Genomic DNA, 25,882 nt, shown 5'->3' with positions numbered 1-25,882 from the left:
CGACCAAGTCCAGGACTAACCAAGACTAAAATTCAAAACCGGCCGTATTGTCCAAGGGATGTACGGCCGGTTTTGCTTGTGCGGCTGGACAGGGCCGGGAGCGGACGATAAAAGCCACTGGATTTGTTAAATATTGCCAACGCGTGATCCCCAAAAGTGCGAAGCGGTTTTTGGACAAGACCATGCTAGGTGAAGGAACATGAGCGAGATGGGACATCTCGCTCGAGGCAAGGACTGAAGGGCCCAATATGAGCGGTGTGAACGAAATCCGGTCGACCTTTCTCGACTATTTTAAGAAGAACGGCCACGAGATCGTGCCGTCGAGCCCGCTTGTTCCACGCAACGATCCGACGCTGATGTTCACCAATGCCGGCATGGTGCAGTTCAAGAACGTCTTCACCGGCCTGGAGCAGCGCCCCTACAAGACTGCATCGACGGCACAGAAATGCGTGCGCGCCGGCGGCAAGCATAATGACCTCGACAATGTCGGCTATACCGCGCGTCATCACACCTTCTTCGAAATGCTCGGCAATTTCTCGTTCGGCGACTATTTCAAGGAGCGCGCCATCGAGCTTGCCTGGAACCTGATCACCAAGGAATTCGGCCTCGACGCCAAGCGCCTGCTGGTGACGGTCTATCATACCGACGATGTCGCCTATGATCTCTGGAAGAAGATCGCCGGTCTTTCGGACGACAAGATCATCCGCATCGCCACCAGCGACAATTTCTGGGCAATGGGCGATACCGGTCCTTGCGGCCCATGTTCCGAAATCTTCTATGATCACGGCGACCATATCTGGGGCGGCCCTCCCGGCTCGCCGGAAGAGGATGGCGACCGGTTCATCGAGATCTGGAATCTCGTCTTCATGCAGTTCGAGCAGATCACTAAGGAGCAGCGGGTCGACCTGCCGCGTCCGTCGATCGACACGGGCATGGGTCTCGAACGCGTTGCTGCCGTGTTGCAGGGCAAGCATGACAATTACGACATCGACCTGTTCCGCGCATTGATCGAGGCTTCGGAAGAGGCGACCGGAGTCAAGGCCGAGGGCGAACGCCGCGCCAGCCACCGCGTCATCGCCGATCACCTGCGCTCCTCCGCCTTCCTGATCGCCGACGGCGTGCTGCCGTCGAACGAAGGCCGTGGCTATGTGCTTCGCCGCATCATGCGCCGCGCCATGCGCCATGCGCAGTTGCTTGGCGCCAAGGAGCCGCTGGTCTGGAAGCTGTTGCCGACGCTGGTCCAGCAGATGGGCCGCGCCTATCCCGAGCTCGTGCGTGCCGAAGCGCTGATTTCCGAGACGCTGAAGCTGGAAGAGACCCGTTTCCGCAAGACGCTGGAGCGTGGTCTGTCGCTGCTTGCCGATGCAACCTCGACGCTTCACAAGGGCGACAGCCTCGATGGCGAGACCGCGTTCAAGCTTTATGACACCTATGGCTTCCCGCTCGACCTGACGCAGGATGCGCTGCGCGCCCGCGGCATCGGCGTCGACATATCGAGCTTCACCGACGCGATGGAACGGCAGAAGGCCGAAGCCCGCTCGCATTGGGCTGGCTCTGGCGACAAGGCAACCGAAACCATCTGGTTCGAGCTCAAGGAAAAGTTCGGCGCCACCGAATTCCTCGGCTACGACACGGAGACCGCTGAAGGCGTTATCCAGGCAATCGTCAAGGACGGTGTTGCCGTCGACAGCGCATCTGCCGGCGACAAGGTGCAGATCATCGTCAACCAGACGCCGTTCTACGGTGAATCCGGCGGTCAGATGGGCGATACCGGCGTGGTTTCTAGCGACCACGGCAAGCTCACGGTCAGCGATACGCAGAAGAAGGGCGAAGGCCTTTTCGTTCATAGCTCGGAAGTATCTGAAGGCAAGATCAAGATCGGCGACGCCGTCGTGCTGACGGTCGATCACAACAGGCGGTCGCGCCTGCGCGCCAACCACTCCGCGACCCATCTGCTGCATGAGGCGTTGCGCGAGGTACTTGGCACCCATGTGGCGCAGAAGGGTTCGCTGGTGGCGCCCGAGCGTCTGCGTTTCGACGTTTCGCATCCGAAGCCGATGTCGGCTGAAGAGCTGAAGGTGGTCGAGGATATGGCGAACGAAATCGTGCTGCAGAACTCGCCGGTCACGACCCGCCTGATGAGCGTCGACGACGCCATTGCCGAGGGCGCCATGGCGCTGTTCGGCGAGAAGTACGGCGATGAAGTCCGCGTCGTGTCCATGGGGCAGGGCGTGCGCGGTGCCAAGGCTGATAAGCCCTATTCTGTCGAGCTGTGCGGCGGCACACATGTCTCCGCCACCGGCCAGATCGGCCTTATCCGCGTCCTCGGCGAAAGTGCCGTCGGCGCCGGTGTCCGCCGTATCGAAGCGGTGACCGGCGAATCCGCTCGCGACTATCTGACCGAGCAGGATGAGCGCGTGAAGACGCTGGCCTCGACGCTGAAGGTGCAGCCGGGCGATGTCGTGTCGCGCGTCGAGGCGCTGATGGACGAGCGTCGCAAGCTGGAGCGCGAACTGGCTGACGCCAAGCGCAAGCTCGCCATGGGCGGCGGTCAGGGCGGTTCCGCCGATGCGGTCCGTGACGTCAATGGCGTCAAGTTCCTCGGCAAGGCCATTTCCGGCGTTGACCCGAAGGATATCAAGGGTCTTGCCGACGATGGCAAGACCAGCCTCGGCTCCGGGGTGGTCGCGCTGATCGGCGTCTCGGAAGATGGCAAGGCCAGCGCCGTCGTTGCCGTCACGGAAGACCTGACCGGCCGCTTCAGCGCTGTCGATCTCGTCCGCATTGCCTCGGCCGCGCTCGGCGGCAAGGGCGGCGGCGGCCGTCCCGACATGGCCCAGGCCGGCGGTCCGGATGGCGCCAAGGCCGATGAAGCGATTGAAGCAGTTGCTGCCGCACTCGCCGGCTAAGAGTTTTTTATCGCACTGATCAGAAGCGGCGGGAGCTGATGGCCCCGCCGCTTTTGTTTTGCCCGCCAAACTCAGCAGGATTTGTCAAATCGAGGTATGGTCTTTTGAGACCGATCGATTTGCAAGAGGTTTGACATGAGTGACGGAACGGCATGGGCGCTTTACGAGACCCGTCTGCGGCGGGTTTCGGCCTATATCCACGAGCATCTGGATGACGAGCTCGATATGGAAAAGCTTGCCGAGATCGCCTGCATGTCCAGCTATCATTGGCACAGAATCTATCGGGCGATCTATGGCGAGACGGCGGCGGCGACCGTCAAGCGGCTGCGGCTGCACCGTGCCGCCGGCGATCTCGTCAACACCCGTCTATCTGTCAACGACATTGCAAAGCGGTCGGGCTATCCCAACCTCCAGTCGTTCAACCGCATCTTCAAATCCGTCTACGGCACACCGCCGGCGCGATATCGGAATGAGGGAAGCCACACGATCTTCGAACCCAGTACCCAAGGAAGGATCACGGTCATGTTCGACGTTACGCTTCGCATCCTCTCGCCGATTTCGCTTATCGGTGTCGCCCATCGCGGCTCCTACATGCAGATCGGCCAGGCTTTCGAAATTCTGTTCGGCACCATCTTCGCTCGCGGTCTTGCCAGGCCCGATATGCGGATGATCGGCGTCTATCTGGATGATCCCGACCTGATCGCGGTCGACAAATTGCGCTCCTATGCCTGCGTCAATGCTGGCGAGGATATTGCCGCCGAGGCGCCCTTGGAACGGCGGACAATCGACGGTGGCGAGTATGCTGTGTTACGGCACAAAGGGCCGTATGCCGATATGTACAAGGCCTATCAGTGGCTCTATGCCGAATGGCTTCCTGCCTCCGGCCGGCAACTGCGCGATGCGGTGATGTTCGAAGAATATCTCAACAATCCACGCGATGTGCCGCCGACCGAGTTGCTGACGGAAATCCATATGCCGCTGCAATAACCGTATGATGTGCTGAATGAGAAGTTGGCTCTAGTCCATTGTCTTTTCAAGCATTCGCTTGCTTTGGCATCGCCGCATTGTCCAATTCGTTGCCGCGGCGGTAGGCGTCGCGGTCGCTGATGCGGCCCCAATAATCAATGAAAGCCTGACGCTTCTCGATAGTGCCGAAATTGAGGCCCCAGCCGACATGCGAACCGACATAGACGTCGGCGGCCGTGAAACGGTCGCCAGCGATGAAGGGTGAGGCGCTAACCGCCTGTTCCAGAGTGTCGAAGACATGTTCCAGACTGCCGCAACCCGCCATGCGCAGGCGTTCGGGAGGAATTTCGAAGCCCAGTGCGCTGTTGGTCACGGCCATCTCCATCGGGCCGGCGGCAAAGAACATCCAGCGGAAGTAATTGCCGCGTTCGGCTGCCGTCGGCGCAAGACCGACTTCAGGAAAGGTTTCGGCCAAATAGGCGCAGATGGCAGCGCATTCGGTGACGATGGTATCGCCGTGCTTGATGGCCGGCACCTTGCCCATAGGGTTCACTGAGAGGTATTCGGGCGCCTTCATCGTCGTGCCGAAGTCGAGATATTCGGTGCGGTAGGGCTGGCCGATCTCCTCGAGCATCCAGCGGGCAATGCGTCCGCGCGACATCGGGTTGGTATAGAAAACGAGTTCTTCAGCCATCTGTCTCTCCCTTTGTTGGGCGCATTCTATCCGCCGGTCGGTCAAGGCGGCAAGATTTCGGGCAAAAGAAAACCCGGCGCCAAGGCCGGGTTCTCGCAGGTTCCGATGTCGGCGAGGGTTAGGCAGCCATGGCCTTCTTGAGGTTTTCGTCGATCTTGTCGAGGAAAGCGGTGGTGGAGAGCCAGGGCTGGTCGGGGCCGATCAGCAGCGCCAGGTCCTTGGTCATGTAGCCGGCTTCGACGGTGTCGACGCAGACGGTTTCGAGCGTCGCGGCGAACTTGGCGAGTTCGGCATTGTCGTCGAGCTTGGCGCGATGAGCGAGGCCGCGGGTCCAGGCGAAGATCGAGGCGATCGAGTTCGTCGAGGTTTCCTGGCCCTTCTGGTGCTGGCGGTAGTGGCGGGTAACCGTGCCGTGAGCGGCTTCGGCTTCGACCGTTTTGCCGTCCGGCGTCAGCAGAACCGAGGTCATCAGGCCGAGCGAGCCGAAGCCCTGGGCAACCGTGTCGGACTGAACGTCGCCGTCGTAGTTCTTGCAGGCCCAGACGTAGCCGCCGGACCACTTCAGCGCGGAAGCGACCATGTCGTCGATCAGGCGGTGTTCGTAGGTGATGCCGGCTTCGTCGAACTGCGCCTTGAACTCGTTCTGATAGACTTCTTCGAAGATGTCCTTGAAGCGGCCGTCATAGGCCTTGAGGATGGTGTTCTTGGTCGACAGGTAGACCGGCCATTTGCGCATCAGGCCGTACATCATCGAAGCGCGGGCGAATTCGCGGATCGATTCGTCGAGGTTGTACATGGCCATGGCAACGCCGGCGCCAGGAGCGTTGAAGACTTCCTTTTCGATCACCGTGCCGTCTTCGCCGACGAACTTGATGGTCAGCTTGCCCTTGCCCGGGAATTTGAAGTCGGTGGCGCGATACTGGTCGCCGAAGGCGTGACGGCCGACGACGATCGGCTGCGTCCAGCCCGGAACCAGACGCGGAACGTTCTTGCAGATGATCGGCTCGCGGAAGATGACGCCGCCGAGGATGTTGCGGATCGTGCCGTTCGGGCTCTTCCACATTTCCTTGAGGTTGAATTCCTTCACGCGGGCTTCATCCGGCGTGATCGTGGCGCACTTGATGCCGACGCCGTATTTCTTGATGGCGTTGGCGGCGTCGACGGTGACCTGGTCGTTGGTGGCGTCACGGTTTTCGACCGAGAGGTCGTAATAGTCGATATCAATATCGAGGTAGGGGAAGATCAGTTTTTCTTTGATAAGCTGCCAGATGATGCGAGTCATTTCGTCGCCATCGAGATCGGCAACCGGGTTAGCGACCTTGATCTTCTTCATGCTTCTGCCTCGTTTAAGCTGATGGGGACCGGATGTCCCTGTGAGTGATATGAAGTCCCGAGGGCTATAGCACCGCAAGTCTCGAACGCAAAGCCGATAGAGGCGTCGAAACCGCGTTTTTGCCGATCACGTCCACTTCATCGCGACGCATGCTTTTCAAAGTCGGGCCATTGCCAAAGCGATGGATGCGACTAATGTCGCGCGAACGCTTCGCCGATCATCACGGATTTTTATCATGCAAAAAATTGCCGCTCCCGCGCTTTTCGCCGTTTTCCTTCCGCTCTCGCTGGGCGCCAGCTCGGCCGCGGCGGCCGACGTGATGGCACCGGTCAAGACGGTGATGGACGCGACCGTTTCCAATTGGGCGGGCGGTGACAGCGACTGGCAGGATATTTTCGACGACAGCAAGCTGAAGGATCTCTACAGCAAGGATTTCGTTGCGAAATACCAGGCGGCGGCGCAGTTCCCCGCCGCGGATGAAGATGGCATTTCGCCCTTCGACTACGATGTCATCGTTGGCGGGCAGGATGCTTGCCCGCTGCAGGAACTGAATATCGCGCCGCAACCGCCGAAAGGCGATACGACAGAGGTGATTGCCACCTTCAAGAAATCTGTCTGCATGGGCACGGATGCGGACTATCAAAAAACGACCGCTGTGCGCTTCGAAGTCATCCAGGAGGCCGGAAAGCCCGTGATCGACGACATCATCACGGTCGATGATGGCGGCCAGTCCAATTCGCTGAAATCGGTCATGCAGGACATCGTCAAACAGCAGCAACAGCAGCCATCGGATCAAACGCCGCAGCAGGATCAGCCGCAGCAGTGATCGGGTCGTGGCCGGTGGGTTCTTATCTCGCCGGGTATTGCGGCCTGCCGCTATAATCCGATCGATGCCGACAACCGACTTCGCCCTTGCCGATTGAGGCCCGCGCCGCTATTCCGGCCCTCATTAGCGCGGTATGCTTACCGCATGGGGATTTGAGTTCATGGCAGGTACCAACAGCGAGCGTCAACTTCTGGCCGAAGGGCCGGCCATTATTCTGGTCGAGCCGCAGATGGGCGAGAATATCGGCATGGTGGCCCGCGCCATGGCAAATTTCGGCCTGGCAGAATTGCGCCTGGTCAATCCGCGCGACGGCTGGCCGAATGAGAGGGCGCAAGCGACGGCCTCCAAGGCCGATCACATCATCGAGGCGACCAAAGTCTACGACACGCTGGAGCAGGCGATCGCGGATCTCAATTTCGTCTACGCAACGACCGCGCGCGAACGCGATGGCTATAAGCCCGTGCGTTCTCCCGTCGCCGCCGCCGAAACGCTGCGGGCAAGATTCACAGCCGGTGAGGGCACCGGCATTCTCTTTGGCCGCGAGCGCTGGGGTTTGACCAACGAGGAAGTGGCACTCGCCGACGAGATCGTGACCTTTCCCGTCAACCCCGCCTTCGCCTCGCTGAACATCGCACAGGCGGTGCTGCTGATGTCCTACGAATGGATGAAATCCGGCATGGAGGATCTAGCCTCCGTACCCTTCCAGGCGATGGAACAGAGGCCTTCCACCAAGGAGCAGCTCTTCGGCCTGTTCGATCAGCTCGAAGAAGCGCTGGACGCACGCAACTATTTCCATCCTGCCGGGAAAAAGCCGAAAATGGTCGACAATCTGCGCGCGGTCCTCTCGCGCCGGGCGTTTACGGAACAGGAAATCAGCGTCCTGCGCGGGGTGATCTCATCCCTCGACCGCTTCTCGCGCAAATCTCCGCGCGGCAGCGGCTCGCATCCCCGATCCCCTGCCGCGCCCAAGGAAACCACAAACGATGACAGCAACGGCGAATGAGCTGAAACCCATTCTGGTGTTCGACTCGGGCATCGGCGGCCTGACCGTGCTGCGCGAGGCGCGCGTGCTGATGCCGGAGCGCGGCTTTATCTATGTCGCCGACAGTGCCGGCTTTCCCTATGGCGGCTGGGAAGAACAGGCTTTGCGGGAGCGCATTGTCGGCCTTTTCGCGAAGCTGCTGACCGAGCATGATCCCGAAGTCTGCATCATCGCCTGCAACACGGCCTTCACGCTCGCCGGCGCCGATCTGCGCGCCGCCTTTCCGCAGATGACGTTCGTCGGCACCGTGCCGGCAATCAAGCCGGCTGCCGAGCGCACGCGCTCTGGGCTGGTTTCGGTGCTGGCGACGCCAGGCACCGTCAAACGCGCCTATACGCGCGATCTCATCCAGTCCTTTGCGACCCAATGCCATGTCCGCCTAGTCGGTTCCGAGAATCTGGCGCGCATGGCCGAAACCTATATTCGCGGCGATACCGTCTCGGACGATGCCATCCTCTCCGAAATCGCTCAGTGCTTCGTGGAGAAGGAAGGACGCAGGACCGATATCGTCGTGCTCGCCTGCACGCATTATCCTTTCATGGCCAATGTCTTTCGCCGGTTGGCTCCCTGGCCGGTCGATTGGCTCGATCCTGCGGAAGCGATCGCACGCCGCGCCCGCAGCCTGGTGCCGCTGGTGGCCGATGCCGTACATCCGGACAATTTCGATTTCGCCGTCTTCACTTCCGGTACGCCGGATTTTTCGACTCGGCGGCTAATGCAGGGTTTCGGGCTCAAGGCTTGATGATGACTGACAAAGTTTCATTTCGTAAACTCGATCTCGCGGACATGCCGGCGGCTGCGGCCGTCCATCGCGCGTCCTTCAATGAGCGGCTGCCGATGCTTGCCGGGCTTCATACCCCGGAAGAGGATGTCGGCTTCTGGAGCGCGGTGGTTTTCAAAGATTGCCAGATCTGGGGCGCGGAGGAGGGCGGTCGCCTCGTCGGCGTCATCGCCTTTCTCGAGGATTGGATCGATCAGCTCTATGTTCTGCCCGAGGCGCAGCGGCATGGTATCGGCAGCCGCCTACTTGATGTTGCCAAATCGACCTATCCGGTGCTCTCACTCTGGACATTCAAGAGAAATGAGCCCGCGCGCCGCTTTTATGAGAAGCACGGCTTCTTCGTGGTTGACGAGTCTGACGGAGCAGGCAATGAGGAGAAAGAGCCGGATGTGCTTTACAAGTGGGAAGCACGCTTGCATCGGCTGTAGTTCACGATCGGACTGAGCGGCGGGATATTGGGAGGTCGATGTTTGATGTCTTTTGAGAATGATTGCGGTGTCGTTGTCGAGGCAAGCCATGCGTCTGCGTGAATGCCACAACTTCCATGATTTTCGCCTCCTTGCGAAAAAGCGCCTTCCCGGTCCGATCTTCAACTATATCGACGGTGCCGCCGACGATGAGGTGACGCTGCGGCGTAACACGTCAAGCTTCGAAAGCTGCGATCTCGTTCCGAACGTCCTGCGCGGCGTCAGCGAGATCGACATGTCTGTCACCGTCATGGGACAAAAGCTCGCAACTCCCTTCTATTGCTCGCCGACGGCGTTGCAGCGGCTGTTCCATCACCAGGGCGAAAATGCAGTGGCCGCTGCAGCATCCTCGCTCGGCACCATGTTCGGCGTCTCCTCGCTCGGGACCGTCAGCCTTGAGGAAATCCGCAAGAAGTATCCAGGCCCGCAGGTCTACCAGTTCTATTTCCACAGGGATCGCGGGCTGAACCGGGCTATGATGGAGCGGGCGAAGGAAGCCGGCGTCAATGTGATGATGCTGACGGTCGACAGCATTACCGGCGGCAATCGCGAGCGCGATCTTCGCACCGGGTTCTCCATTCCGTTCAAGCTTAATCTGGCCGGTGTCACCCAGTTCGCCATTAAGCCGGCCTGGGCGCTCAACTATCTCACGCACGAGAAATTCCGTCTGCCGCAGCTTGATGAACATGTGGACATGAGCGGCGGCGCTATGTCGATCGGAAAGTATTTCACCGAAATGCTCGATCCGTCGATGAACTGGAACGATGTCGCCGAGATGGTGAAGTACTGGAACGGACAGTTCTGCCTGAAGGGCATCATGTCGGTCGAGGATGCCAAGCGTGCTGTCGACATCGGATGTACCGGCATCGTGCTTTCGAACCATGGCGGCCGGCAATTGGACGGCTCGCGCTCGGCATTCGATCAACTGGCGGAAATCGCTGATGCCGTCGGTGACCGCATCGATGTGATGATGGATGGCGGCATCCAACGCGGCACACATGTGCTGAAGGCCCTCTCGCTCGGCGCCAAGGCTGTCGGTATCGGCCGCTTCTACCTCTATCCGCTGGCCGCTGCCGGTCAGGCAGGTGTGGAGCGCGCATTGCGGCATTTGCGCACCGAGATCGAGCGCGACATGAAGCTGATGGGATGCACCTCCGTCAGCGAGCTGTCGCGGGCCAATCTGCGGTTCAGATAAGCCCCGCAATTGCCTGTGGGTTTTTTCAATCCACGGACGCGAAGCTTGGAAATCTTTGATAGACGGGGACGCCCTGTTTCTGAAAGATGGGCGTCTTCACATTTGAGTCTTGTCAAAGGGGTAGTGCATTGCAGGTCGGCATCGACATGGGAACGGCGTCCGGCGGGACCAGCGCCCAACTCGATATCGAGGAGCTGCTGGCGACCCGTCTCCTTGTGCAGGGCAATTCCGGCTCCGGGAAATCGCATCTGTTGCGGCGTCTGCTGGAGCAGTCGGCGCAGTGGGTACAGCAGGTCATCATCGATCCCGAAGGTGATTTCGTCACGCTGGCCGACAAGTTCGGCCATGTGGTGGTGGACGGCGAGCGCACCGAGGCCGAACTTGCCGGAATCGCCAACCGTATCCGCCAACATCGTGTTTCCTGCGTGCTGACGCTCGAAGGGCTCGATATTGAGCAGCAGATGCGCGCCGCGGCCGCTTTCCTCAACGGTATGTTCGATGCCGATCGCGAATATTGGTATCCGGTGCTCGTCGTCGTCGACGAGGCGCAGATGTTTGCCCCTTCCGTCGGCGGCGACGTCTCCGAAGACGCGCGCAAGATGTCGCTCGGCGCCATGACCAACCTGATGTGCCGTGGCCGTAAGCGCGGGCTTGCCGGCGTCATCGCCACACAACGCCTGGCGAAGCTTGCCAAGAACGTTGCGGCCGAGGCGTCCAACTTCCTGATGGGGCGTACCTTCCTTGATATTGACATGGCCCGCGCCGCCGACCTTCTCGGCATGGACCGCAGGCAGGCGGAAATGTTCCGTGACCTGAAGCGCGGCAATTTCGTCGCGCTCGGTCCGGCTCTGTCGCGCCGGCCGCTGCCGATCACCATCGGCGCGGTTGAAACGTCGGCGCGCTCCTCCAGCCCCAAGCTGATGCCGCTGCCGGATGCGCCGCAGGACGTGGAGGATTTGATCTTCACGCCGGATCCGGAGGAATTCTCACGGCCGGTCGTTCGTCGCGCTGCGCCTGCGCCACGTCCGACGACGGATATCCTGGCGGAGCTCTCCCGCTCCGCGCCTGCGGCCGGCGCCGCGCCGGCTGAACCGAAGGTCAGCCAGCCGGAATTATCGCCTGAGGACCGCGAGGCGCGGGTGAGTGCCGTGCTCTCGGAAATTCTCGATGACTCAGCCTCGGCCTTCCGCACGGATTCGGTGCTCTATCAGGAGTTCCTCGTGCGGCTGCGCATGCGTCGCGTACCGGGTGTGCCGATATCGCTGCCGGAGTTTCGCCGACGCGTCGCGATCGTGCGCTCCGGCGCCGATGAGGCGACGATGGCGACGGATGCCTGGGCAACCGCGCTGTCACTCTCCTCCAGCGTTACCGACGATCTGCAGGGTGTTTTCCTGATGCTTGCCAAGGCGGCCATCTGTGGTGAGCCATGTCCATCCGACGCCCGCATCGCCCGCGCCTACGGCACCCACTCGGCCCGCCGCGCCCGGCGCCTGCTCAGCTATTTCGAAGAACAAGGCAGCGTCGTCGTCCATACGGACTTTTCCGGCAAGCGCATCGTCGCTTTCCCGGATATGGGTTCCCAGACTGCGCCAGGCGACGCCAATGCGCCTGATCTGGATAGCAGCGAACAGGCGGCGGCGGAATAGCTGCTGTAATCTTGCACAAGCGCGTCTGGCGCTGTTGACATTTTCATGACGACCCCTTACAGACCGCGCCAACGCCGGGCAGAAATGTCCGGTGTTTCATTTGACATGTCCCGTGGTCTCGTCCGTTCGCTAACGTGAGAGACCTGTCAGAGCTCGAAAACGGAGTTCAGAGGAGGGCGTGTTTCCTTCGCGGCTTGGCAACGGGCCGCTCAACACTTTGAAAGGAAATGCGATGAGCAAGCGCGAATCGTCCAAGTACAAAATTGACCGCCGTATGGGCGAGAACATCTGGGGCCGTCCGAAGTCCCCGGTTAACCGCCGCGAATACGGCCCGGGCCAGCACGGCCAGCGTCGCAAGGGCAAGCTCTCCGACTTCGGCGTGCAGCTCCGCGCAAAGCAGAAGCTGAAGGGCTATTACGGCGACCTGCGTGAAAAGCAGTTCCGCGCCATCTTCGACGAAGCCAACCGCCGCAAGGGCGACACCTCGGAAAACCTGATCGGCCTTCTCGAATCGCGCCTCGACGCGATCGTCTACCGCGCCAAGTTCGTTCCGACTGTCTTCGCTGCCCGTCAGTTCGTCAACCATGGCCACGTCACCGTAAACGGCGTTCGCGTCAACATCGGTTCCTACCGCTGCAAGGCTGGCGACGTTATCGAAGTTCGCGAAAAGTCCAAGCAGCTCGTCACCGTTCTGGAATCGGTGGCTCTCGCTGAGCGCGACGTTCCGGACTACGTCGAAGCCGACCACAACAAGATGGTTGCGACCTTCGCTCGCGTTCCGGCTCTCGGCGACGTACCGTACCCGGTCGTCATGGAACCGCATCTGGTCGTCGAATTCTATTCGCGTTAATAGGCGGATATCTTTCTTGCGAATGCAAAAGCCGCTCTTTTCGAGCGGCTTTTTTGTCTTTGGAGCGTCCGATGAGCGATTTGCAGGCAATTCTCGACAGCATCCATGCGGAGCTTTTGCCGCGCCTCGGCGAAGGCAAGGTCGCCGACTATATTCCTGAGCTCGCCAAAGTCGATCCGAACCAGTTCGGCATGGCGATTGCGACGGTGGACGGTAATGTCCGCAGCGTCGGCAATGCCGATATTCCCTTTTCCATTCAGAGCATCTCCAAGGTCTTCATGTTGACCTTGGCGTTGGGCAAGGTGGGTGAAGGCCTATGGAAGCGGGTCGGGCGCGAACCGTCCGGTACTGCCTTCAATTCCATCGTCCAGCTCGAGCGTGAGGAGGGAATACCGCGCAATCCCTTCATCAATGCCGGGGCGATCGCCGTCAGCGATATCGTGCTCTCCGGCCATGCGCCGCGAGAGGCGATCGGCGAGCTGTTGCGCTTCGTGCGCTACGTTGCCGATGACGAGTCCATCACCATTGACGACAAGGTGGCGCGCTCGGAGACGCAGACCGGTTTCCGCAACGTCGCGCTCGCCAATTTCATGCGCGCCTACGGCAATCTCGATCATCCCGTCGAGCACGTACTTGGCGTCTATTTCCATCAATGCGCCCTGTCGATGACTTGCGAGCAACTGGCCAAGGCGGGGCTTTATCTCGCGGCCCGCGGCAGCAATCCGATCACCGGCCACTCCGTCGTTTCGCCGAAGCGGGCGCGGCGCATCAATGCGCTGATGCTGACATGCGGCCATTATGACGGTTCCGGTGATTTCGCCTATCATGTCGGCTTGCCCGGTAAGAGCGGCGTCGGCGGCGGCATTCTCGCGGTGGCGCCGGGTATCGGCTCGATTGCCGTCTGGTCGCCGGGGCTGAACAAGGTCGGCAATTCGCAGCTTGGCGCGGTGGCGCTGGAAATGCTCGCCGCCCATACCGGATGGTCGGTCTTCGGTGATTGATATGGTGTCTTCCCGCCGCGCTTTCTGGTATCAGCGTGGCGATGGCCGAGGTATGACAAGATGAATATCGCAACGACAGTGGCAGACGAGCTCGATATCGAAGCTGAGGATGGCGATGTTGCCGTCCATCCACTGTTTGCCAATGCGCCGCGGTCGGTCTCCTTTAACAAGCTGCGCAAGCGCCTGCTGCGCCAGGTGCGTCAGGCGCTCGAAGATTTCCAGATGCTGAAGGGCCAGCGGCGCTGGTTGGTCGGCCTATCCGGCGGCAAGGATTCCTATGGGTTGCTGTCGATCCTGCTCGATCTGAAATGGCGCGGCCTGCTGCCGGTGGAGCTGATCGCCTGCAATCTCGACCAGGGCCAGCCGAATTTTCCGAAGCATGTCCTGCCGGAGTATCTGACAAAAATCGGTGTTCAACACCGGATCGAATATCGCGATACCTATTCGATCGTGAAGGAAAAGGTGCCGGAGGGCGCCACCTATTGCTCACTCTGTTCACGCCTGCGCCGCGGCAATCTCTATCGCATCGCCCGTGAAGAGGGCTGTGATGCCCTGGTGCTCGGTCATCATCGTGAGGACATCCTCGAAACCTTCTTCATGAATTTCTTCCACGGCGGTCGGCTGGCCTCGATGCCGGCGAAGCTCTTGAACGACGAGGGCGACCTGATGGTGCTGCGTCCGCTCGCTTATGCTGCCGAAGACGATCTCGCCAAATTTGCCGCCGCCATGCAGTTCCCGATCATCCCTTGCGATCTCTGCGGCTCGCAGGACGGTCTCCAACGCAATGCGATGAAGGACATGCTGGCCGATATCGAACGCCGCATGCCAGGTCGCAAGGATACGATGCTGCGGGCACTGGCGCATGTGAACCCGTCGCACCTGCTCGACCCCAAGCTTTTCGATTTTGCCGCGTTGATGACGAAAAGCACCTGAGCTGCGGTCGTCGGATTTAATCGGTTTTGCCATATTGGCTTCATCGAATCGGGCATAAGAGGAGGCTTCTCTTCAGACAAAGGCCACCGATGACCTTCTCCGATACAGACTTCGAATTTCTTATGGCGACTGTAGCCGAGGCTGCGGCGCGTGAGATCCTGCCGCGCTTCCGTAATCTTGGCGTCGGCGACATTTCTGAAAAGACCTCGGCCGTCGATCCAGTGACGGAGGCCGATCTGTTGGCGGAGAGGCATATCACGGCTGCGCTGAAAGCGCGCTTTCCCGGCGCGCTCGTGGTGGGCGAGGAGGCCTATGAGGCCGACAGGTCCGTTGTCCCGGCGCTGGCGGATGCGGATTTGGCCTTTGTCATCGATCCCGTGGACGGCACCCTCAATTTCGCATCCGGATTGCCAGCCTTCGGAACGATCCTCGCCGTTGTTGCCAAGGGCGAGACCATTGCCGGGATCATCCATGATCCCGTGCTGGGCGACACGGTGACCGCCATGCGCGGCGCCGGCACTTACGAGCGGCGACGGGGAGGGCAGGTGAGCAGGCTCACGGTTGCGCCGGCAGTACCGTTGAGTGAGATGGTGGGCTCGATATCCTGGAGCTATATGGACGAGCCGGACCGCTCGCGCGTCAGCGCCAATATGGCGAAGGTGCGTATGCCCCGTTCACTGAACTGCTCGGCTTACGAATATTGGCTGGTCGCCTCGGGCAAGATTCACTTCAATGGTCACCCGAAGCTGATGCCCTGGGATCATCTTGCCGGAGTGCTGGTACATCAGGAGGCCGGTGGCTTTACGGCAAAATTCGACGGTACGCCCTATCGTCCCGGTGAAACGACTGGCGGCATTATCTCGGCGCCGGATGAGGAAAGCTGGCGGATCATACGCCGCGAGATCATTGGTGGCTGACAGGAAAGGACCCGCATTATGACATCGTCCGTTGACGTTACGACCCTTGCCGACCTTTTGCGCCGTGCGGCGCAGACGGAAATCCTGCCGCGCTTCCGCCGGCTCGGCAGCGAAGATGTTCGCGCCAAGAGCGAGGCGACTGATCTCGTGAAGCAGATGAACAGGCCGAGCGGATGATCAAGGCGGAGGTCAAACAGCTTTGGCCCGACGCGCTTTTCATCGGCGAGGAATCGGTTGCGGCCGATCCAGCGCTGCTCGACAAGATATATGGGGCGGAGTTGGCCATCATCGTCGATCCCGTCGACGGCACATTCAATTTCGCCGCTGGCGTTCCGGCATTCGGCGTCATGGCTTCGGTGATCTCCAAGGGGGAGACGGTCGCCGGCATCATCTTCGATCCGATGGGAGACGATTGGGTGCTGGCGGAAAAGGGCGGCGGAGCCTGGCTCCGGCGGCCGGACGGCGAGGCGCAGCGCCTCTCGGTGGCAACGCCGGTTGCGTTGGAAGAGATGGTCGGCATGGCCTCCACCGGCTACCTCCCGAAGGTCAAACGAGCCGAGATCATGGGCAATCTCGCCAAAGTGCGCTTTCTCACCAACTACCGCTGCGCTGCCCATGAATACCGCACCTTTGCCGGCGGGCACGTTCATTATCTCATGTACAACAAGCTGATGCCTTGGGATCATCTGGCTGGCGTACTGATCTCGGAGGAGGCGGGCGCTTACGCCAGGCGCCTCGACGGCTCGCCCTATCTGCCGCATCATGTCGAGGGCGGCGTATTGGTGACACCGGACAGAGCATCATGGGAACTCTTGAGGCAAGAGGTTTTCACCATTTGAGATAGCGGTTGTCGCAGCGTCAGGCGGATGCCGCGGCGCGGCTTCTACCTGTGATTCCCCTTGGAAAGTCGCGAGCGGAACATTATCTTCACCCACGTTATGCAACCGCCCTTCGGCGGGATTTCCGGCTGGGACAAGCGAGATGACCGAAACGAGCCGCAAGCTGACGACCATCTTTTCCGCCGACGTTCAAGACTATACGCGCTTGATGCGGAACGACGAGGAAGGCACACTCGCAACGCTGAAGCGATATCGCGACGCCATGGCGCGACTGATCGAAGCGCATGGCGGCCGGGTGATCAATACCTGGGGTGACGGGGTGTTTGCCGAATTCCCCAGCGTTGTCGAGGCCTTGCGCGCGGCAATCGACGTCCAAAACGAACTTGCCGGCTATAATGCCAGCAGCGACCCCGATACGCAGATGCTTTTCCGCATAGGCCTCAATCTCGGGGACGTCATCGCCGAGGGCAACGATATCTACGGCGACGGCGTCAACATCGCTGCCCGCCTTCAGGCATGTGCGGTGGCCGGCGGCATCGTCATTTCGAATACGGTCTACGACCAGGTCCGCAACAAGGTGGCTGTTGGGTTCGATTTTCTTGGCCAACTCGAGGTCAAGAATGTCGATGGCGGCGTGCCGAGTTATGCGGTGCGGATCGGTGAACCGCAAACCGCCACGGCATCGACAAACCCTCGCAGCGTGCGCGAACAAGTGCCGAGTGCGGCCACGACCATTGTTGGAACCAGGTTACGAGGCGAGCGGAGCTACGGCGTGCTTGCGGTAATCGCTGCAGGTTTGGTCGTGCTCAACATTCTGACATGGCATGGTGAGTTTTGGGCGGCGTGGCCCGTGCTTGGTATAGCCATGGCGGCGGGGCTTCGCTGGGCGCGAACGAACACACAATTCGATCGCCGCCTTGCCATTTTCGCAGTGGTCGGCGCCGGCCTCGTGGGGATCAACCTTCTGTCATGGCACGGCACGCCCTGGGTGATATGGCCGCTCTTGGGCCTGGCAGTTCTTGCCGGTATCCACTGGGTCAAGCGCCAACGCGGCGACATTTGATCGCCGCGTTGAGAGACGGTCACTCAGACGTGACCCATGCCAGGTTCGAGCTGCGGGCTGTCGCCTGGATGGGTAAAGAGCCTGCCCTTTTCTGCCCATAGCGTTGCAACAATCGTCAAGGCACCGAAAACGGTGAAACCGGCAATCAGCGGCTGAACGGTTCCATCGAACATCTGGCCGACGATGCCGCCGAGCACGACGCCGCCGGTGGTGGAAACGGAGCTGGTAATGGCGGCGGCTGTGCCCGCCAGATGCCCCATCGGCTCCAGGCTTATGGCCATGAAATTGGTGGTGATGACCGCAAACATCATCAGCATCACCGAGATCAGCGCATAGGTGAACTGAAAGCTCGGCTGACCGGTCATGCCGACGACATAGCCGAAGGCGCCGAGGAGCGTGAAGATGATCATCGCCGCATGCGAAATGCGCCGCATGCCGAAGCTGCGAACGAAATAGCCGTTAGCGAATTGTGCGACCGCAGTACCCGCCGCCGTGGCGGCGAACGCGATCGGGAACCACTCGCCGAGCCCGTAGACCTCGCCGAATACCTGCTGAACCGACACCACATAGGCGCAGATGACGCCGGTAAAGAGCGTCAGGCCAATCATGTAGCCGCAGGTGATGCGGTCGGTCAGCACAGTCTTAAAGCCGGATATGACCGAAGTGACCGAGAGCGGCAGACGTTCGTGGTCAGGCAATGTCTCCCGCATGCGAAAAAACGCGAGAAGAAAGAGAACGGCACTTGCGATGCCCAAGGCGATGAAGATCCACTGCCAGTTCGAATGGGCGACGATCAACTGGCCGACGGAGGGTGCTACCATCGGCATGATCATGAAAACGATGGTCACATAGGACATGACCCGCGCCATTTCGCGGCCGCCGAAGCAATCGCGCACGATCGCCAAGGTGGTGATACGAACAGCGGCGGCACCGACGCCCTGGATGAAGCGCAACACAAGCAGCGCTGTGAGACTGCCGCTCCAGGCCGCCGCGAATAGCGTTACCGTGTAGAAGATAAGGCCGCCGAGGAGAATATTCCGCCGGCCATAGGCGTCGGACAGGCTGCCGAAAAATAGCTGGCAGATACCGAAGCCGAGGAAATAGACGCCGATGACCAATTGCGTGTCATTGGGATTGGCGACTGCAAGCGACTGGCCGATATTCGGCAGGGCCGGCAACATGCTGTCTATACCCATCGAAATGCTCGCCGTCATGAGCGCGATGATGATGATGAATTCGACGATGCCGAGGCCGATGCGGGCGGAGCCGGATTGCTCCGCAGGCTTGGTTTGGATCGGGTTCATGTCAATGTGCCTATCAATGCAGGGCGAGAGATGAATCGGAAGGCGGCGGTGCATTCTGCGGGCGGAAGAGGCGGCCCTTTTCGGCGACGAGCACGAAGCCGATGCCGATCAGCGAGACCGTGAAATAGCCGACGATCATCGGGGTCGCCGTTCCGTTGTAGAGCTGACCAATCGCCGCGCCGATCGAGGCGCCGCCGACCGTGCTCATGAAGCCGAGCACCGAGGAAGCCGTGCCGGCGACATGGCCCAATGGTTCCATGGCGAGCGAATTGAAGTTCGAACCGATCCATCCGAACTGGAACATTGCCAGTGCGAAGAGGATCATGAACAGCGGGAAGGGCATCGGTGCCGGTCCGTTGAGCTGCACCATCAGCCACAGGAACGTGATGGTGGCGAAGCCGAGCAGGGCCGCATGCGACAGCCGTCGCATGCCGAAGCGTCCGACGAGCTGCGAATTTATGAAGGATGACAGCGCCATGAACAGCGCCACGCCGCCAAAGGCAAGGGGTGTGTAGGCGCCGAGCCCGTATATGTCGTTATAGACCTGCTGTGCCGAATTGATGAAACCGAACAGCGCTCCGAACAGGAAGGTGTTGGCAATCGTGTAGCAAAGAGCGACACGGTTCGTCAGAACCATACCGAAGCCGGAAACGACGGATTTTACGGTGAGGGGGCGAACATTTTCCGGCTTGAGCGTTTCCGGCAGCCGGAAGTACATCCAGATGCCGACAAGCGTCGCCATCGTGCCGATGAAGACGAAGATCATGTGCCAGGTGCTCATGAGCATGATGATCTGCCCGCTTCCCGGTGCGATGACGGGAACGATCATGAAGACCATCATAATCAGCGACATGACCTCTGCCATCTGACGACCACCGAAAACGTCGCGGACGATCGAGATGGTGATGACGCGGGTTGCCGCAGAGCCCAGGCCCTGGATGAAGCGCAGGGCAAGCAAGCCGGCAAAGGACGGGATCAGCGCAATGCCGAAGGCGGAAACGATATAGACGGCAAGGCCGATCAGCAGCGGCACGCGGCGGCCGAATCGGTCAGACAGCGGGCCGTAAAAAAGCTGCGCCGAGCCGAAACCGATCAGATAAGCGGTCACGACATATTGCCGGTGGTTTTCGTTTTCCACGCCGAGACTGGAGCCGATCTGTTGAAGGGCGGGGATCATGATGTCGATGGCCAGCGAATTGACCGCCATCAGGAAGGCCGCGAGCACAATGAACTCGCGTTTGCCCATGGGTAATTGCCCATGGGCCGTAGCCTGGGATGTAGTCGTCACGGTTTTTTTCCCATAAACATATCAAGGCGCCGCCCGGTGGCAGCGCCTTATCAACTGAATTGGACTATGGAAACCGGACGATAGGGCCCGGTGACCGGTCAGGCGGCGCCGCGGACGGCGATACCATGTTCCTGGAAGTGCTGCTGCAACTCGCCCGCCTGGAACATTTCGCGCACGATGTCACAACCGCCGATAAACTCGCCCTTTACGTAGAGCTGGGGAATGGTGGGCCAATTGGAATAGTCCTTGATGCCCTGGCGAATTTCCGAATCGGCCAGAACATTGATGCCCTTATAGTCGACGCCGATATAGTCGAGGATCTGGACGACCTGGCCCGAGAAACCACACTGCGGGAACTGCGGAGTACCCTTCATGAAGAGAACGACGTCGTTGTTCTTCACTTCATTGTCGATAAATTCGTTGATGCCGCTCATGTCTCGTCCTTTCACATGCGGGTTCAAGGTCCGCAGCTTCAAATCTCTTCCTTAAATAGCAAGGTGAAGCTTCGATTTCCAGCCGCAATCATGCACTCGATATGTTTTTCATCGCATGAATGGGCTTTCGCGCAACAATGGTTCCGAATGATGGCGCGACATTGGAATTAGCAACTTTTCTTGAACAGTGCGTTTTGAAATCACTCCTTCAACGTGGAAGCTGAACAACACACATAGGGGATAAACAAGGGACGCTTAGTATCGTGTTGCCGGCCTATTTTTGCCGGTGGCGGGAAGTTTCGAGGCATGCCGGCGAAGGCGGTGTGCGGGTACCAGTCCCTTTTTTTACATTGCATTTTTGAGGGAGTGGGCACCATGAGCCATCATCACTATTCCGGCGGCCAGGTCGGCGAAGAGCGCGAGTTTTATGGCGCCAGTGAGACGAGTGAGGGCGAACGGGAATATTACGAGCATGTTCGCACTCCTAGAGCATCGATATTGAACAGCACCATCACGGTCAGCATCATCGTTTTGGTTCTCAGCATCGCTTTCGGCTATCGCGCATCCACCACGCCAGCGCCGGAAGTACAATCTGCGACCGTTCAGAAGATCATGATCGCTCCGTCGAGCGATTCCTGTGCCGAACTTTCGCCGTATGCCCGCAGCGATTGCTGATGTCAGAGATTCCTTAACCATATCGTGGGAGTTTCTCGTAGGCTTTCACGATAAGCTGCCATGAAAAAGCCGACAGGTCATGGTGTCAGCAGCATCCTATGTCTTCGTGACGCCGCCAACCCGCCGGGAATTAAGAACATAATGAATAGCATAAAAAAGAGGGTGGTCCTTCACTTCCCCGGCTTCGAACCATTGGATGCCGCTGCGCACAGGGCGCGTTATCAGCGGTCCGCCAAACAAAGTGCCGCCGCGTGGGATTTTTCGGTTGCCGTCGATACGCTTCGAAATTTCGGTAGGGCGCCGTATTTCGACGTCAGTGCCGAGGGAGCGGGCTGGGAAACCCAGAGCCGCATCCACATCCTCGATCATAACGATCTGGTCGCCAAGCTGAACGGCAGGCCTTTTTCCGTGCGGTTGAGGCAGGGTTATCTCGCCGCTGCCAAGGTCGCGCTATCAGGCGGTCTAATAGGCTACTTTCGGCATGCCTGGCGGTTTGGCCTGTTCTTCATCTTTCCGTTCCTGTTGATGCTGGTCGGGCTGCTCATCAGCCTGTCCATCGCTCTCTCGCCTTTTGCATTCGGGCTTCCCTCTTGGAGCCATATCGGCAGCATTCCCTTGGCGGTGGCCTTCTTCATCTATGTCTTCCTGCCGCAGGCTGAGCGGCTGCATACGCTGCATCTCTTTGCCGACTGGGAAATGGCCGTCGCCATGGCGGGATTGAACGGTATCGGCGCCGAGCAGTGGATCGAAGCTTGCGCCATCAGTGCCCGCCAGGCGCTTGACGAGCCGGCCGACGAATATGTCATCTCGTCCCACAGCATGGGCTCGAGCGTCGCCGCGCATGTGATCGGGCTGCTGCTCGAACGGGAGCCTCAGCTATTCCAAGGTAAGCGCGTCGTGTTCACGACGCTCGGCAGCGCCATCCTGCAATGCGCATTGATGCGGCCCGCCGCCGTGCTGCGCTCGCGCGTTGGCCTATTGGCCCGCTGCCAGGAGATATTCTGGCTCGACGTCCATTGCCTGACCGATGCTATTCATTTCTATAAAACAAAGGTTGCCGCCGTCTGCGGACATGCGGACGGTCTGCAGCCCGCGATCATATTCGTCCGCTTCAAGAAGATGCTGACGTCGCAGCATTACGCCAAGATCAAGCGCGATTTCCTGCGCGTGCACAGGCAATATGTGCTCGGACCGGATGTCCGAGCTTCCTTTGATTTCACGCTTTTGACGGCCAGCCCACTGCCGGCTTCCAGCTTTGCAACATTCACCCACGCCAACATGCCGGATCTGACTTTCGGCGCCGGCAATGATGGCGAAAACGCCCGGCTTTCCTCAGTCGGGCGCTGAGGTCTGTAACGCCAGGGCGTGCAGCACGCCGCCCATATTCCCTTTCAACGCGTCATAGACCATCTGGTGTTGCTGTACGCGGCTTTTGCCACGGAAGGCTTCGGCCACGACTTCGGCCGCATAGTGGTCGCCATCCCCGGCCAGGTCGCGAATCGTCACCTTGGCGCCGGGAATGCCGGCCTTGATCATGTCTTCAATATCGCCGGGATTCATTGGCATTAGTGATTTACCTCACTTTATTCGGCAGCGACGAGTGCACTGCCATCCATGAAGGCAGGAAACCACGATTCATGCGCCTCACGCAACTGCCGAACGGAAACGGACAGCAGTCCGTCGACGGCAAGCGCATCGCCGCCGACCTCGCCGAGGCGACGGAACGGCACGCCGGCGCTTTCCGCATTGATGCAGACGAAATCGGCGACATCGGCCGGCACGGCGACGACGTACCGCGCCTGATCTTCGCCGAAGAGTACGGCGTGCGGCAAGCCCTTGCATTCAGCAAGATCGATGCGCAGACCCTTGTTCGACGCCATCGCCATTTCGGCCAGTGCCAGCGCAAGGCCGCCCGAGGAAATGTCGTGGCAGGCGGTGACCTGACCATTGCGGATGGCTGAACGGACGAAATCGCCGTTACGGCGCTCGGCAAAGAGGTCGACCTCCGGGGCCGGGCCGTCCGTTGAGCCAAGGATATCGCGCAGATAGACGGAAGAGCCGAGATGGCTGCCGTCGACGCCGAACATGATGATCCGATCGCCTTCCGAGGCCGAGCCGATACGCGCCATCGCCTTCCAGTCCGGCAGAAGCCCGACACCGGCAATCGTCGGCGTCGGCAGAATTGCGACGCCGTTGGTCTCGTTGTAAAGCGAGACATTGCCCGAGACGATCGGGAAGTCGAGTGCGCGGCAGGCTTCGCCGATGCCTTTGATGGCGCCGACGAACTGGCCCATGATCTCGGGCTTTTCCGGATTGCCGAAATTCAGGTTATCTGTCGCGGCCAGCGGCTCGGCGCCCGTTGCGGTGATGTTGCGCCAGCATTCGGCGACGGCCTGCTTGCCGCCTTCGAACGGGTCGGCTTCGACATAGCGCGGAGTGACATCCGAGGAGAAGGCGAGCGCCTTGGTGGGATGGCCTTCGACGCGGACGACACCGGCGTCACCGCCCGGAATCTGCAGGGAATTGCCCTGGATCAGCGTGTCGTATTGTTCGTACACCCAGCGGCGGCTGGATTGGTTGGCGGAGCCGACGAGCGTCAAAAGCGCCTGACCATAATCCTCTGGGGCAGCGACGAGATTGGCGGGCAGATCGGCGCGCTTGTCGGACTCACGCCACGGCCGGTCATATTCCGGCGCCTGGTCACCGAGATCCTTGATCGGCAGGTTGGCGACTTCCTGACCCTGGTGGATGATACGGAAACGCAGGTCGTCCGTGGTCTTGCCGACGATGGCGAAATCCAGTCCCCATTTGACGAAGATCGCCTTGGCGACGGCTTCCTTTTCCGGCTGCAGTACCATGAGCATGCGCTCCTGGCTTTCCGACAGCATCATCTCATAGGCCGACATCTGCTCTTCGCGCACCGGCACCTTATCGAGATCGAGCTCAATCCCGAGGTCGCCCTTGGCGCCCATTTCGACAGCGGAGCAGGTGAGGCCGGCCGCACCCATGTCCTGGATGGCGATGACAGCGCCGGTCTGCATCAATTCCAGGCAGGCTTCCAGCAGGCACTTTTCGGTAAAGGGGTCGCCGACCTGAACGGTCGGGCGCTTTTCCTCGATCGATTCATCGAATTCGGCCGACGCCATTGTCGCGCCGCCGACGCCGTCGCGGCCCGTCTTGGCACCGAGATAGACGACCGGCAGGCCGACGCCCTTGGCTTCCGACAGGAAGATAGCATTGGACTTGGCGAGACCGGCGGCAAAGGCATTGACCAGGATATTGCCGTTGTAACGCGCGTCGAACTCGACTTCGCCGCCAACGGTCGGTACGCCGAAGGAGTTGCCATAGCCGCCGACACCGGCAACGACGCCGGAAACCAGATGGCGGGTTTTCGGATGATCCGGCTCGCCGAAGCGCAGCGCATTCATGGCAGCGATCGGGCGCGCGCCCATGGTGAAGACGTCGCGCAGGATGCCGCCGACGCCAGTCGCCGCACCCTGGTAAGGTTCGATATAAGACGGGTGGTTATGGCTTTCCATCTTGAAGACGACGCAATCGCCGTCATCGATATCGACCACGCCAGCATTTTCGCCCGGGCCCTGGATGACGCGCGGCCCCTTGGTCGGCAAGGTGCGAAGCCATTTCTTCGAAGATTTGTACGAGCAGTGCTCGTTCCACATCGCCGAGAAAATGCCGAGTTCGGTAAAGGTGGGCTCGCGGCCGATCAGATCCAGAATGCGCTGATATTCGTCCGGCTTCAGGCCGTGGGCGGCAATAAGTTCCGGGGTGATCTGGATCGAATTCGAAAGGGTCATGGGCGCTCGATGGTCCTTGCCTGTAAAGGGTTTGAAGGCCGGTCAGGGGATCGAGGTCTCTTTAGCGCATGTGAACCCGTCGTGCGACAGGAAAATGCCCGCCATTCACAATGGGTGAAGAGCGGGCATCGCTATTTTCAATTGCTGCCTGGCGATCAGAACTTGTAGCCGACCAGCAGCCCGGCGCGCGTCATGCCGGCATTCGGTCCATCGCAGAGATTGGCATGCGAGGAATGCGCTACTTGCGCCATCAGGCTCCAATGACTGTCGAAATTATAGCCGACCCCGGCATATTCGTGGAAAAGCAGGCGACAGCCGAGCATTGGGCCATCTTTGGTCCAATCGTCGAGATTCCCGGTATGGACGGTGCCGCCGAAACCGGCTTCGGTGAAGATGCCATTGCTGTGAGTGAGCGTCCAGGACAGGCCGGTAAAGACCTGCGTCGCCGCTGTGTCCGTGGTGCCGATCGAGGTGCCCAAATGGATGCGGGGGCGTAAAAGCTGATCTTTCCAATTGTCCGTCGGATTATAGCCGAAGGGATTGAACAGTACTTCGACTTCCGGAAAGACGCCGGCCTCATGGTCATGGCCAGTCTGGATGGAGCCGCTGGCGCCGAAGCGAAGTTCATCGAATATTTTGATCTCCGGGGCTGCTTTTGTGTCCGCAATGTCGGCGGCGGCAGCGGATTCAGCGATGATAACCGAACCAGTCATTACCAAAGCGGCGATCGCACTCGTCCAAAACCGGCCACCAGAAATAGCGTCAAAAGCCATGCACCCAACCCCCAGATGGCAAGCGATTCGCAGTCGTTAACCAAGTGGTAGCATCCTTAAGGTCGAGGTAAAGTAGGGGTAATTACATGACAGTGCATTTGGCAAAAACTGAAGCGAAAGTGCAACAGTGT

At 60.0% G+C, this 25,882-nt stretch carries 23 protein-coding genes and 1 pseudogene; 16 read left to right on the top strand and 8 right to left on the bottom strand.

Annotated features, from left to right (window positions below; genetic code table 11):
* The first annotated feature begins 248 nt into the window (after positions 1 to 248).
* Both alaS and ACXHXG_RS07105 read left to right on the top strand, forming a co-directional pair.
* Complete coding sequence (alaS, locus tag ACXHXG_RS07110; RefSeq protein ID WP_457898872.1) at positions 249 to 2,909, top strand: alanine--tRNA ligase; 2,661 nt, start codon at positions 249 to 251, stop codon at positions 2,907 to 2,909.
* A 135-nt stretch (positions 2,910 to 3,044) separates the two neighbouring features.
* A complete protein-coding gene (locus ACXHXG_RS07105) occupies positions 3,045 to 3,896 on the top strand; it encodes an AraC family transcriptional regulator (RefSeq protein WP_457898871.1) in 852 nt (283 codons plus the stop codon).
* Positions 3,897 to 3,942: 46 nt separating this feature from the next.
* Here the strand turns inward: ACXHXG_RS07105 and ACXHXG_RS07100 are convergent, their stop codons facing one another.
* Both ACXHXG_RS07100 and ACXHXG_RS07095 read right to left on the bottom strand, forming a co-directional pair.
* A complete protein-coding gene (locus tag ACXHXG_RS07100; RefSeq protein WP_457898870.1) occupies positions 3,943 to 4,569 on the bottom strand; it encodes a glutathione S-transferase family protein in 627 nt (208 codons plus the stop codon).
* A gap of 118 nt (positions 4,570 to 4,687) precedes the next feature.
* On the bottom strand, positions 4,688 to 5,902 hold the full coding sequence (locus ACXHXG_RS07095) for an NADP-dependent isocitrate dehydrogenase (RefSeq protein WP_104823243.1): 1,215 nt from the start codon (positions 5,900 to 5,902) through the stop codon (positions 4,688 to 4,690).
* Positions 5,903 to 6,137: 235 nt separating this feature from the next.
* Between ACXHXG_RS07095 and ACXHXG_RS07090 the strand changes: the two genes are divergently transcribed.
* The 12 genes and pseudogenes from ACXHXG_RS07090 to ACXHXG_RS07035 all read left to right on the top strand — a co-directional run bounded on the left by ACXHXG_RS07090 (position 6,138) and on the right by ACXHXG_RS07035 (position 17,462).
* Positions 6,138 to 6,728 carry a hypothetical protein gene (locus tag ACXHXG_RS07090; RefSeq protein ID WP_457898869.1) on the top strand — a complete coding sequence of 197 codons (591 nt, stop codon included), beginning with the start codon at positions 6,138 to 6,140 and terminating at the stop codon, positions 6,726 to 6,728.
* Between the two features lie 160 nt (positions 6,729 to 6,888).
* Positions 6,889 to 7,731 (top strand): RNA methyltransferase, encoded by an 843-nt coding sequence (locus ACXHXG_RS07085; protein ID WP_457898868.1) that lies wholly within the window; start codon positions 6,889 to 6,891, stop codon positions 7,729 to 7,731.
* Entirely contained in the window at positions 7,712 to 8,512 is an 801-nt protein-coding gene (gene murI, locus ACXHXG_RS07080) for a glutamate racemase (RefSeq protein WP_104823240.1), read from the top strand. Before ACXHXG_RS07085 ends, murI begins: the two co-directional genes overlap by 20 nt.
* A gap of 2 nt (positions 8,513 to 8,514) precedes the next feature.
* Positions 8,515 to 8,979 carry a GNAT family N-acetyltransferase gene (locus ACXHXG_RS07075; protein WP_104825110.1) on the top strand — a complete coding sequence of 155 codons (465 nt, stop codon included), beginning with the start codon at positions 8,515 to 8,517 and terminating at the stop codon, positions 8,977 to 8,979.
* An 88-nt stretch (positions 8,980 to 9,067) separates the two neighbouring features.
* The gene (locus ACXHXG_RS07070; RefSeq protein ID WP_104825109.1) at positions 9,068 to 10,213 is read left to right on the top strand and encodes an alpha-hydroxy acid oxidase; all 1,146 of its coding nucleotides are present in this window, start codon (positions 9,068 to 9,070) and stop codon (positions 10,211 to 10,213) included.
* Between the two features lie 128 nt (positions 10,214 to 10,341).
* On the top strand, positions 10,342 to 11,859 hold the full coding sequence (locus ACXHXG_RS07065; RefSeq protein WP_104823239.1) for a helicase HerA domain-containing protein: 1,518 nt from the start codon (positions 10,342 to 10,344) through the stop codon (positions 11,857 to 11,859).
* Positions 11,860 to 12,091: 232 nt separating this feature from the next.
* Complete coding sequence (rpsD, locus tag ACXHXG_RS07060) at positions 12,092 to 12,709, top strand: 30S ribosomal protein S4 (RefSeq protein WP_104823238.1); 618 nt, start codon at positions 12,092 to 12,094, stop codon at positions 12,707 to 12,709.
* Between the two features lie 71 nt (positions 12,710 to 12,780).
* On the top strand, positions 12,781 to 13,710 hold the full coding sequence (locus tag ACXHXG_RS07055) for a glutaminase (RefSeq protein WP_104823237.1): 930 nt from the start codon (positions 12,781 to 12,783) through the stop codon (positions 13,708 to 13,710).
* Between the two features lie 60 nt (positions 13,711 to 13,770).
* Positions 13,771 to 14,643, top strand: coding sequence for a tRNA 2-thiocytidine(32) synthetase TtcA (gene ttcA, locus ACXHXG_RS07050; RefSeq protein WP_104823236.1), 873 nt, complete (start codon positions 13,771 to 13,773; stop codon positions 14,641 to 14,643).
* An 89-nt stretch (positions 14,644 to 14,732) separates the two neighbouring features.
* Entirely contained in the window at positions 14,733 to 15,560 is an 828-nt protein-coding gene (locus ACXHXG_RS07045) for an inositol monophosphatase family protein (protein ID WP_104823235.1), read from the top strand.
* Between the two features lie 18 nt (positions 15,561 to 15,578).
* Positions 15,579 to 16,399: pseudogene (locus tag ACXHXG_RS07040) on the top strand (inositol monophosphatase family protein).
* Between the two features lie 142 nt (positions 16,400 to 16,541).
* Positions 16,542 to 17,462 (top strand): adenylate/guanylate cyclase domain-containing protein, encoded by a 921-nt coding sequence (locus tag ACXHXG_RS07035; protein WP_283050587.1) that lies wholly within the window; start codon positions 16,542 to 16,544, stop codon positions 17,460 to 17,462.
* A gap of 23 nt (positions 17,463 to 17,485) precedes the next feature.
* Here ACXHXG_RS07035 and ACXHXG_RS07030 read toward each other — a convergent pair whose 3' ends face one another.
* The 3 genes from ACXHXG_RS07030 to grxD form a co-directional block, all read right to left on the bottom strand.
* Positions 17,486 to 18,766, bottom strand: a complete 1,281-nt coding sequence (locus ACXHXG_RS07030) for a multidrug effflux MFS transporter (RefSeq protein WP_283050585.1) — start codon at positions 18,764 to 18,766, stop codon at positions 17,486 to 17,488.
* Between the two features lie 13 nt (positions 18,767 to 18,779).
* A complete protein-coding gene (locus ACXHXG_RS07025) occupies positions 18,780 to 20,012 on the bottom strand; it encodes a multidrug effflux MFS transporter (RefSeq protein WP_457899493.1) in 1,233 nt (410 codons plus the stop codon).
* A 140-nt stretch (positions 20,013 to 20,152) separates the two neighbouring features.
* Positions 20,153 to 20,488 (bottom strand): Grx4 family monothiol glutaredoxin, encoded by a 336-nt coding sequence (gene grxD, locus ACXHXG_RS07020; protein ID WP_104825108.1) that lies wholly within the window; start codon positions 20,486 to 20,488, stop codon positions 20,153 to 20,155.
* 375 nt (positions 20,489 to 20,863) lie between these two features.
* Here grxD and ACXHXG_RS07015 point away from each other — a divergent pair, with 375 nt between their 5' ends.
* Together ACXHXG_RS07015 and ACXHXG_RS07010 are read left to right on the top strand one after the other, a co-directional pair.
* The gene (locus ACXHXG_RS07015; protein ID WP_457898867.1) at positions 20,864 to 21,163 is read left to right on the top strand and encodes a hypothetical protein; all 300 of its coding nucleotides are present in this window, start codon (positions 20,864 to 20,866) and stop codon (positions 21,161 to 21,163) included.
* Between the two features lie 141 nt (positions 21,164 to 21,304).
* Positions 21,305 to 22,510 carry a hypothetical protein gene (locus tag ACXHXG_RS07010; RefSeq protein ID WP_457898866.1) on the top strand — a complete coding sequence of 402 codons (1,206 nt, stop codon included), beginning with the start codon at positions 21,305 to 21,307 and terminating at the stop codon, positions 22,508 to 22,510.
* Here the strand turns inward: ACXHXG_RS07010 and ACXHXG_RS07005 are convergent.
* From ACXHXG_RS07005 to ACXHXG_RS06995, 3 genes are all read right to left on the bottom strand, one after another.
* Positions 22,496 to 22,729 carry a BolA family protein gene (locus ACXHXG_RS07005; protein WP_004108912.1) on the bottom strand — a complete coding sequence of 78 codons (234 nt, stop codon included), beginning with the start codon at positions 22,727 to 22,729 and terminating at the stop codon, positions 22,496 to 22,498. The genes ACXHXG_RS07010 and ACXHXG_RS07005 overlap by 15 nt on opposite strands.
* 17 nt (positions 22,730 to 22,746) lie before the next feature.
* Complete coding sequence (gene purL / locus ACXHXG_RS07000; RefSeq protein WP_457898865.1) at positions 22,747 to 24,978, bottom strand: phosphoribosylformylglycinamidine synthase subunit PurL; 2,232 nt, start codon at positions 24,976 to 24,978, stop codon at positions 22,747 to 22,749.
* A 155-nt stretch (positions 24,979 to 25,133) separates the two neighbouring features.
* Positions 25,134 to 25,691, bottom strand: a complete 558-nt coding sequence (locus ACXHXG_RS06995) for an acyloxyacyl hydrolase (RefSeq protein WP_457899492.1) — start codon at positions 25,689 to 25,691, stop codon at positions 25,134 to 25,136.
* Positions 25,692 to 25,882: the final 191 nt, after the last annotated feature.

The sequence above is a fragment of the Rhizobium sp. LEGMi-198b genome (assembly GCF_054114205.1).
The sequence above is the reverse complement of the archived record's forward strand: the minus strand, read 5'-3'. Positions and strand labels throughout refer to the sequence as shown.

Coding starts and splice junctions, on each gene's coding strand:
- ACXHXG_RS07010 (WP_457898866.1), top strand. CDS start 21,305: ATGAATAGCATAAAAAAGAGGGTGGTCCTTCACTTCCCCGGCTTCGAA.
- ACXHXG_RS07030 (WP_283050585.1), bottom strand. CDS start 18,766: ATGAACCCGATCCAAACCAAGCCTGCGGAGCAATCCGGCTCCGCCCGC.
- ACXHXG_RS07075 (WP_104825110.1), top strand. CDS start 8,515: ATGACTGACAAAGTTTCATTTCGTAAACTCGATCTCGCGGACATGCCG.
- ACXHXG_RS07045 (WP_104823235.1), top strand. CDS start 14,733: ATGACCTTCTCCGATACAGACTTCGAATTTCTTATGGCGACTGTAGCC.
- ACXHXG_RS07015 (WP_457898867.1), top strand. CDS start 20,864: ATGAGCCATCATCACTATTCCGGCGGCCAGGTCGGCGAAGAGCGCGAG.
- ACXHXG_RS07100 (WP_457898870.1), bottom strand. CDS start 4,569: ATGGCTGAAGAACTCGTTTTCTATACCAACCCGATGTCGCGCGGACGC.
- purL (WP_457898865.1), bottom strand. CDS start 24,978: ATGACCCTTTCGAATTCGATCCAGATCACCCCGGAACTTATTGCCGCC.
- ttcA (WP_104823236.1), top strand. CDS start 13,771: ATGAATATCGCAACGACAGTGGCAGACGAGCTCGATATCGAAGCTGAG.
- ACXHXG_RS07005 (WP_004108912.1), bottom strand. CDS start 22,729: ATGCCAATGAATCCCGGCGATATTGAAGACATGATCAAGGCCGGCATT.
- grxD (WP_104825108.1), bottom strand. CDS start 20,488: ATGAGCGGCATCAACGAATTTATCGACAATGAAGTGAAGAACAACGAC.
- ACXHXG_RS07025 (WP_457899493.1), bottom strand. CDS start 20,012: ATGGGCAAACGCGAGTTCATTGTGCTCGCGGCCTTCCTGATGGCGGTC.
- ACXHXG_RS07055 (WP_104823237.1), top strand. CDS start 12,781: ATGAGCGATTTGCAGGCAATTCTCGACAGCATCCATGCGGAGCTTTTG.
- ACXHXG_RS07105 (WP_457898871.1), top strand. CDS start 3,045: ATGAGTGACGGAACGGCATGGGCGCTTTACGAGACCCGTCTGCGGCGG.
- rpsD (WP_104823238.1), top strand. CDS start 12,092: ATGAGCAAGCGCGAATCGTCCAAGTACAAAATTGACCGCCGTATGGGC.
- ACXHXG_RS07090 (WP_457898869.1), top strand. CDS start 6,138: ATGCAAAAAATTGCCGCTCCCGCGCTTTTCGCCGTTTTCCTTCCGCTC.
- ACXHXG_RS07095 (WP_104823243.1), bottom strand. CDS start 5,902: ATGAAGAAGATCAAGGTCGCTAACCCGGTTGCCGATCTCGATGGCGAC.
- murI (WP_104823240.1), top strand. CDS start 7,712: ATGACAGCAACGGCGAATGAGCTGAAACCCATTCTGGTGTTCGACTCG.
- ACXHXG_RS07085 (WP_457898868.1), top strand. CDS start 6,889: ATGGCAGGTACCAACAGCGAGCGTCAACTTCTGGCCGAAGGGCCGGCC.
- ACXHXG_RS06995 (WP_457899492.1), bottom strand. CDS start 25,691: ATGACTGGTTCGGTTATCATCGCTGAATCCGCTGCCGCCGCCGACATT.
- ACXHXG_RS07070 (WP_104825109.1), top strand. CDS start 9,068: ATGCGTCTGCGTGAATGCCACAACTTCCATGATTTTCGCCTCCTTGCG.
- alaS (WP_457898872.1), top strand. CDS start 249: ATGAGCGGTGTGAACGAAATCCGGTCGACCTTTCTCGACTATTTTAAG.
- ACXHXG_RS07035 (WP_283050587.1), top strand. CDS start 16,542: ATGACCGAAACGAGCCGCAAGCTGACGACCATCTTTTCCGCCGACGTT.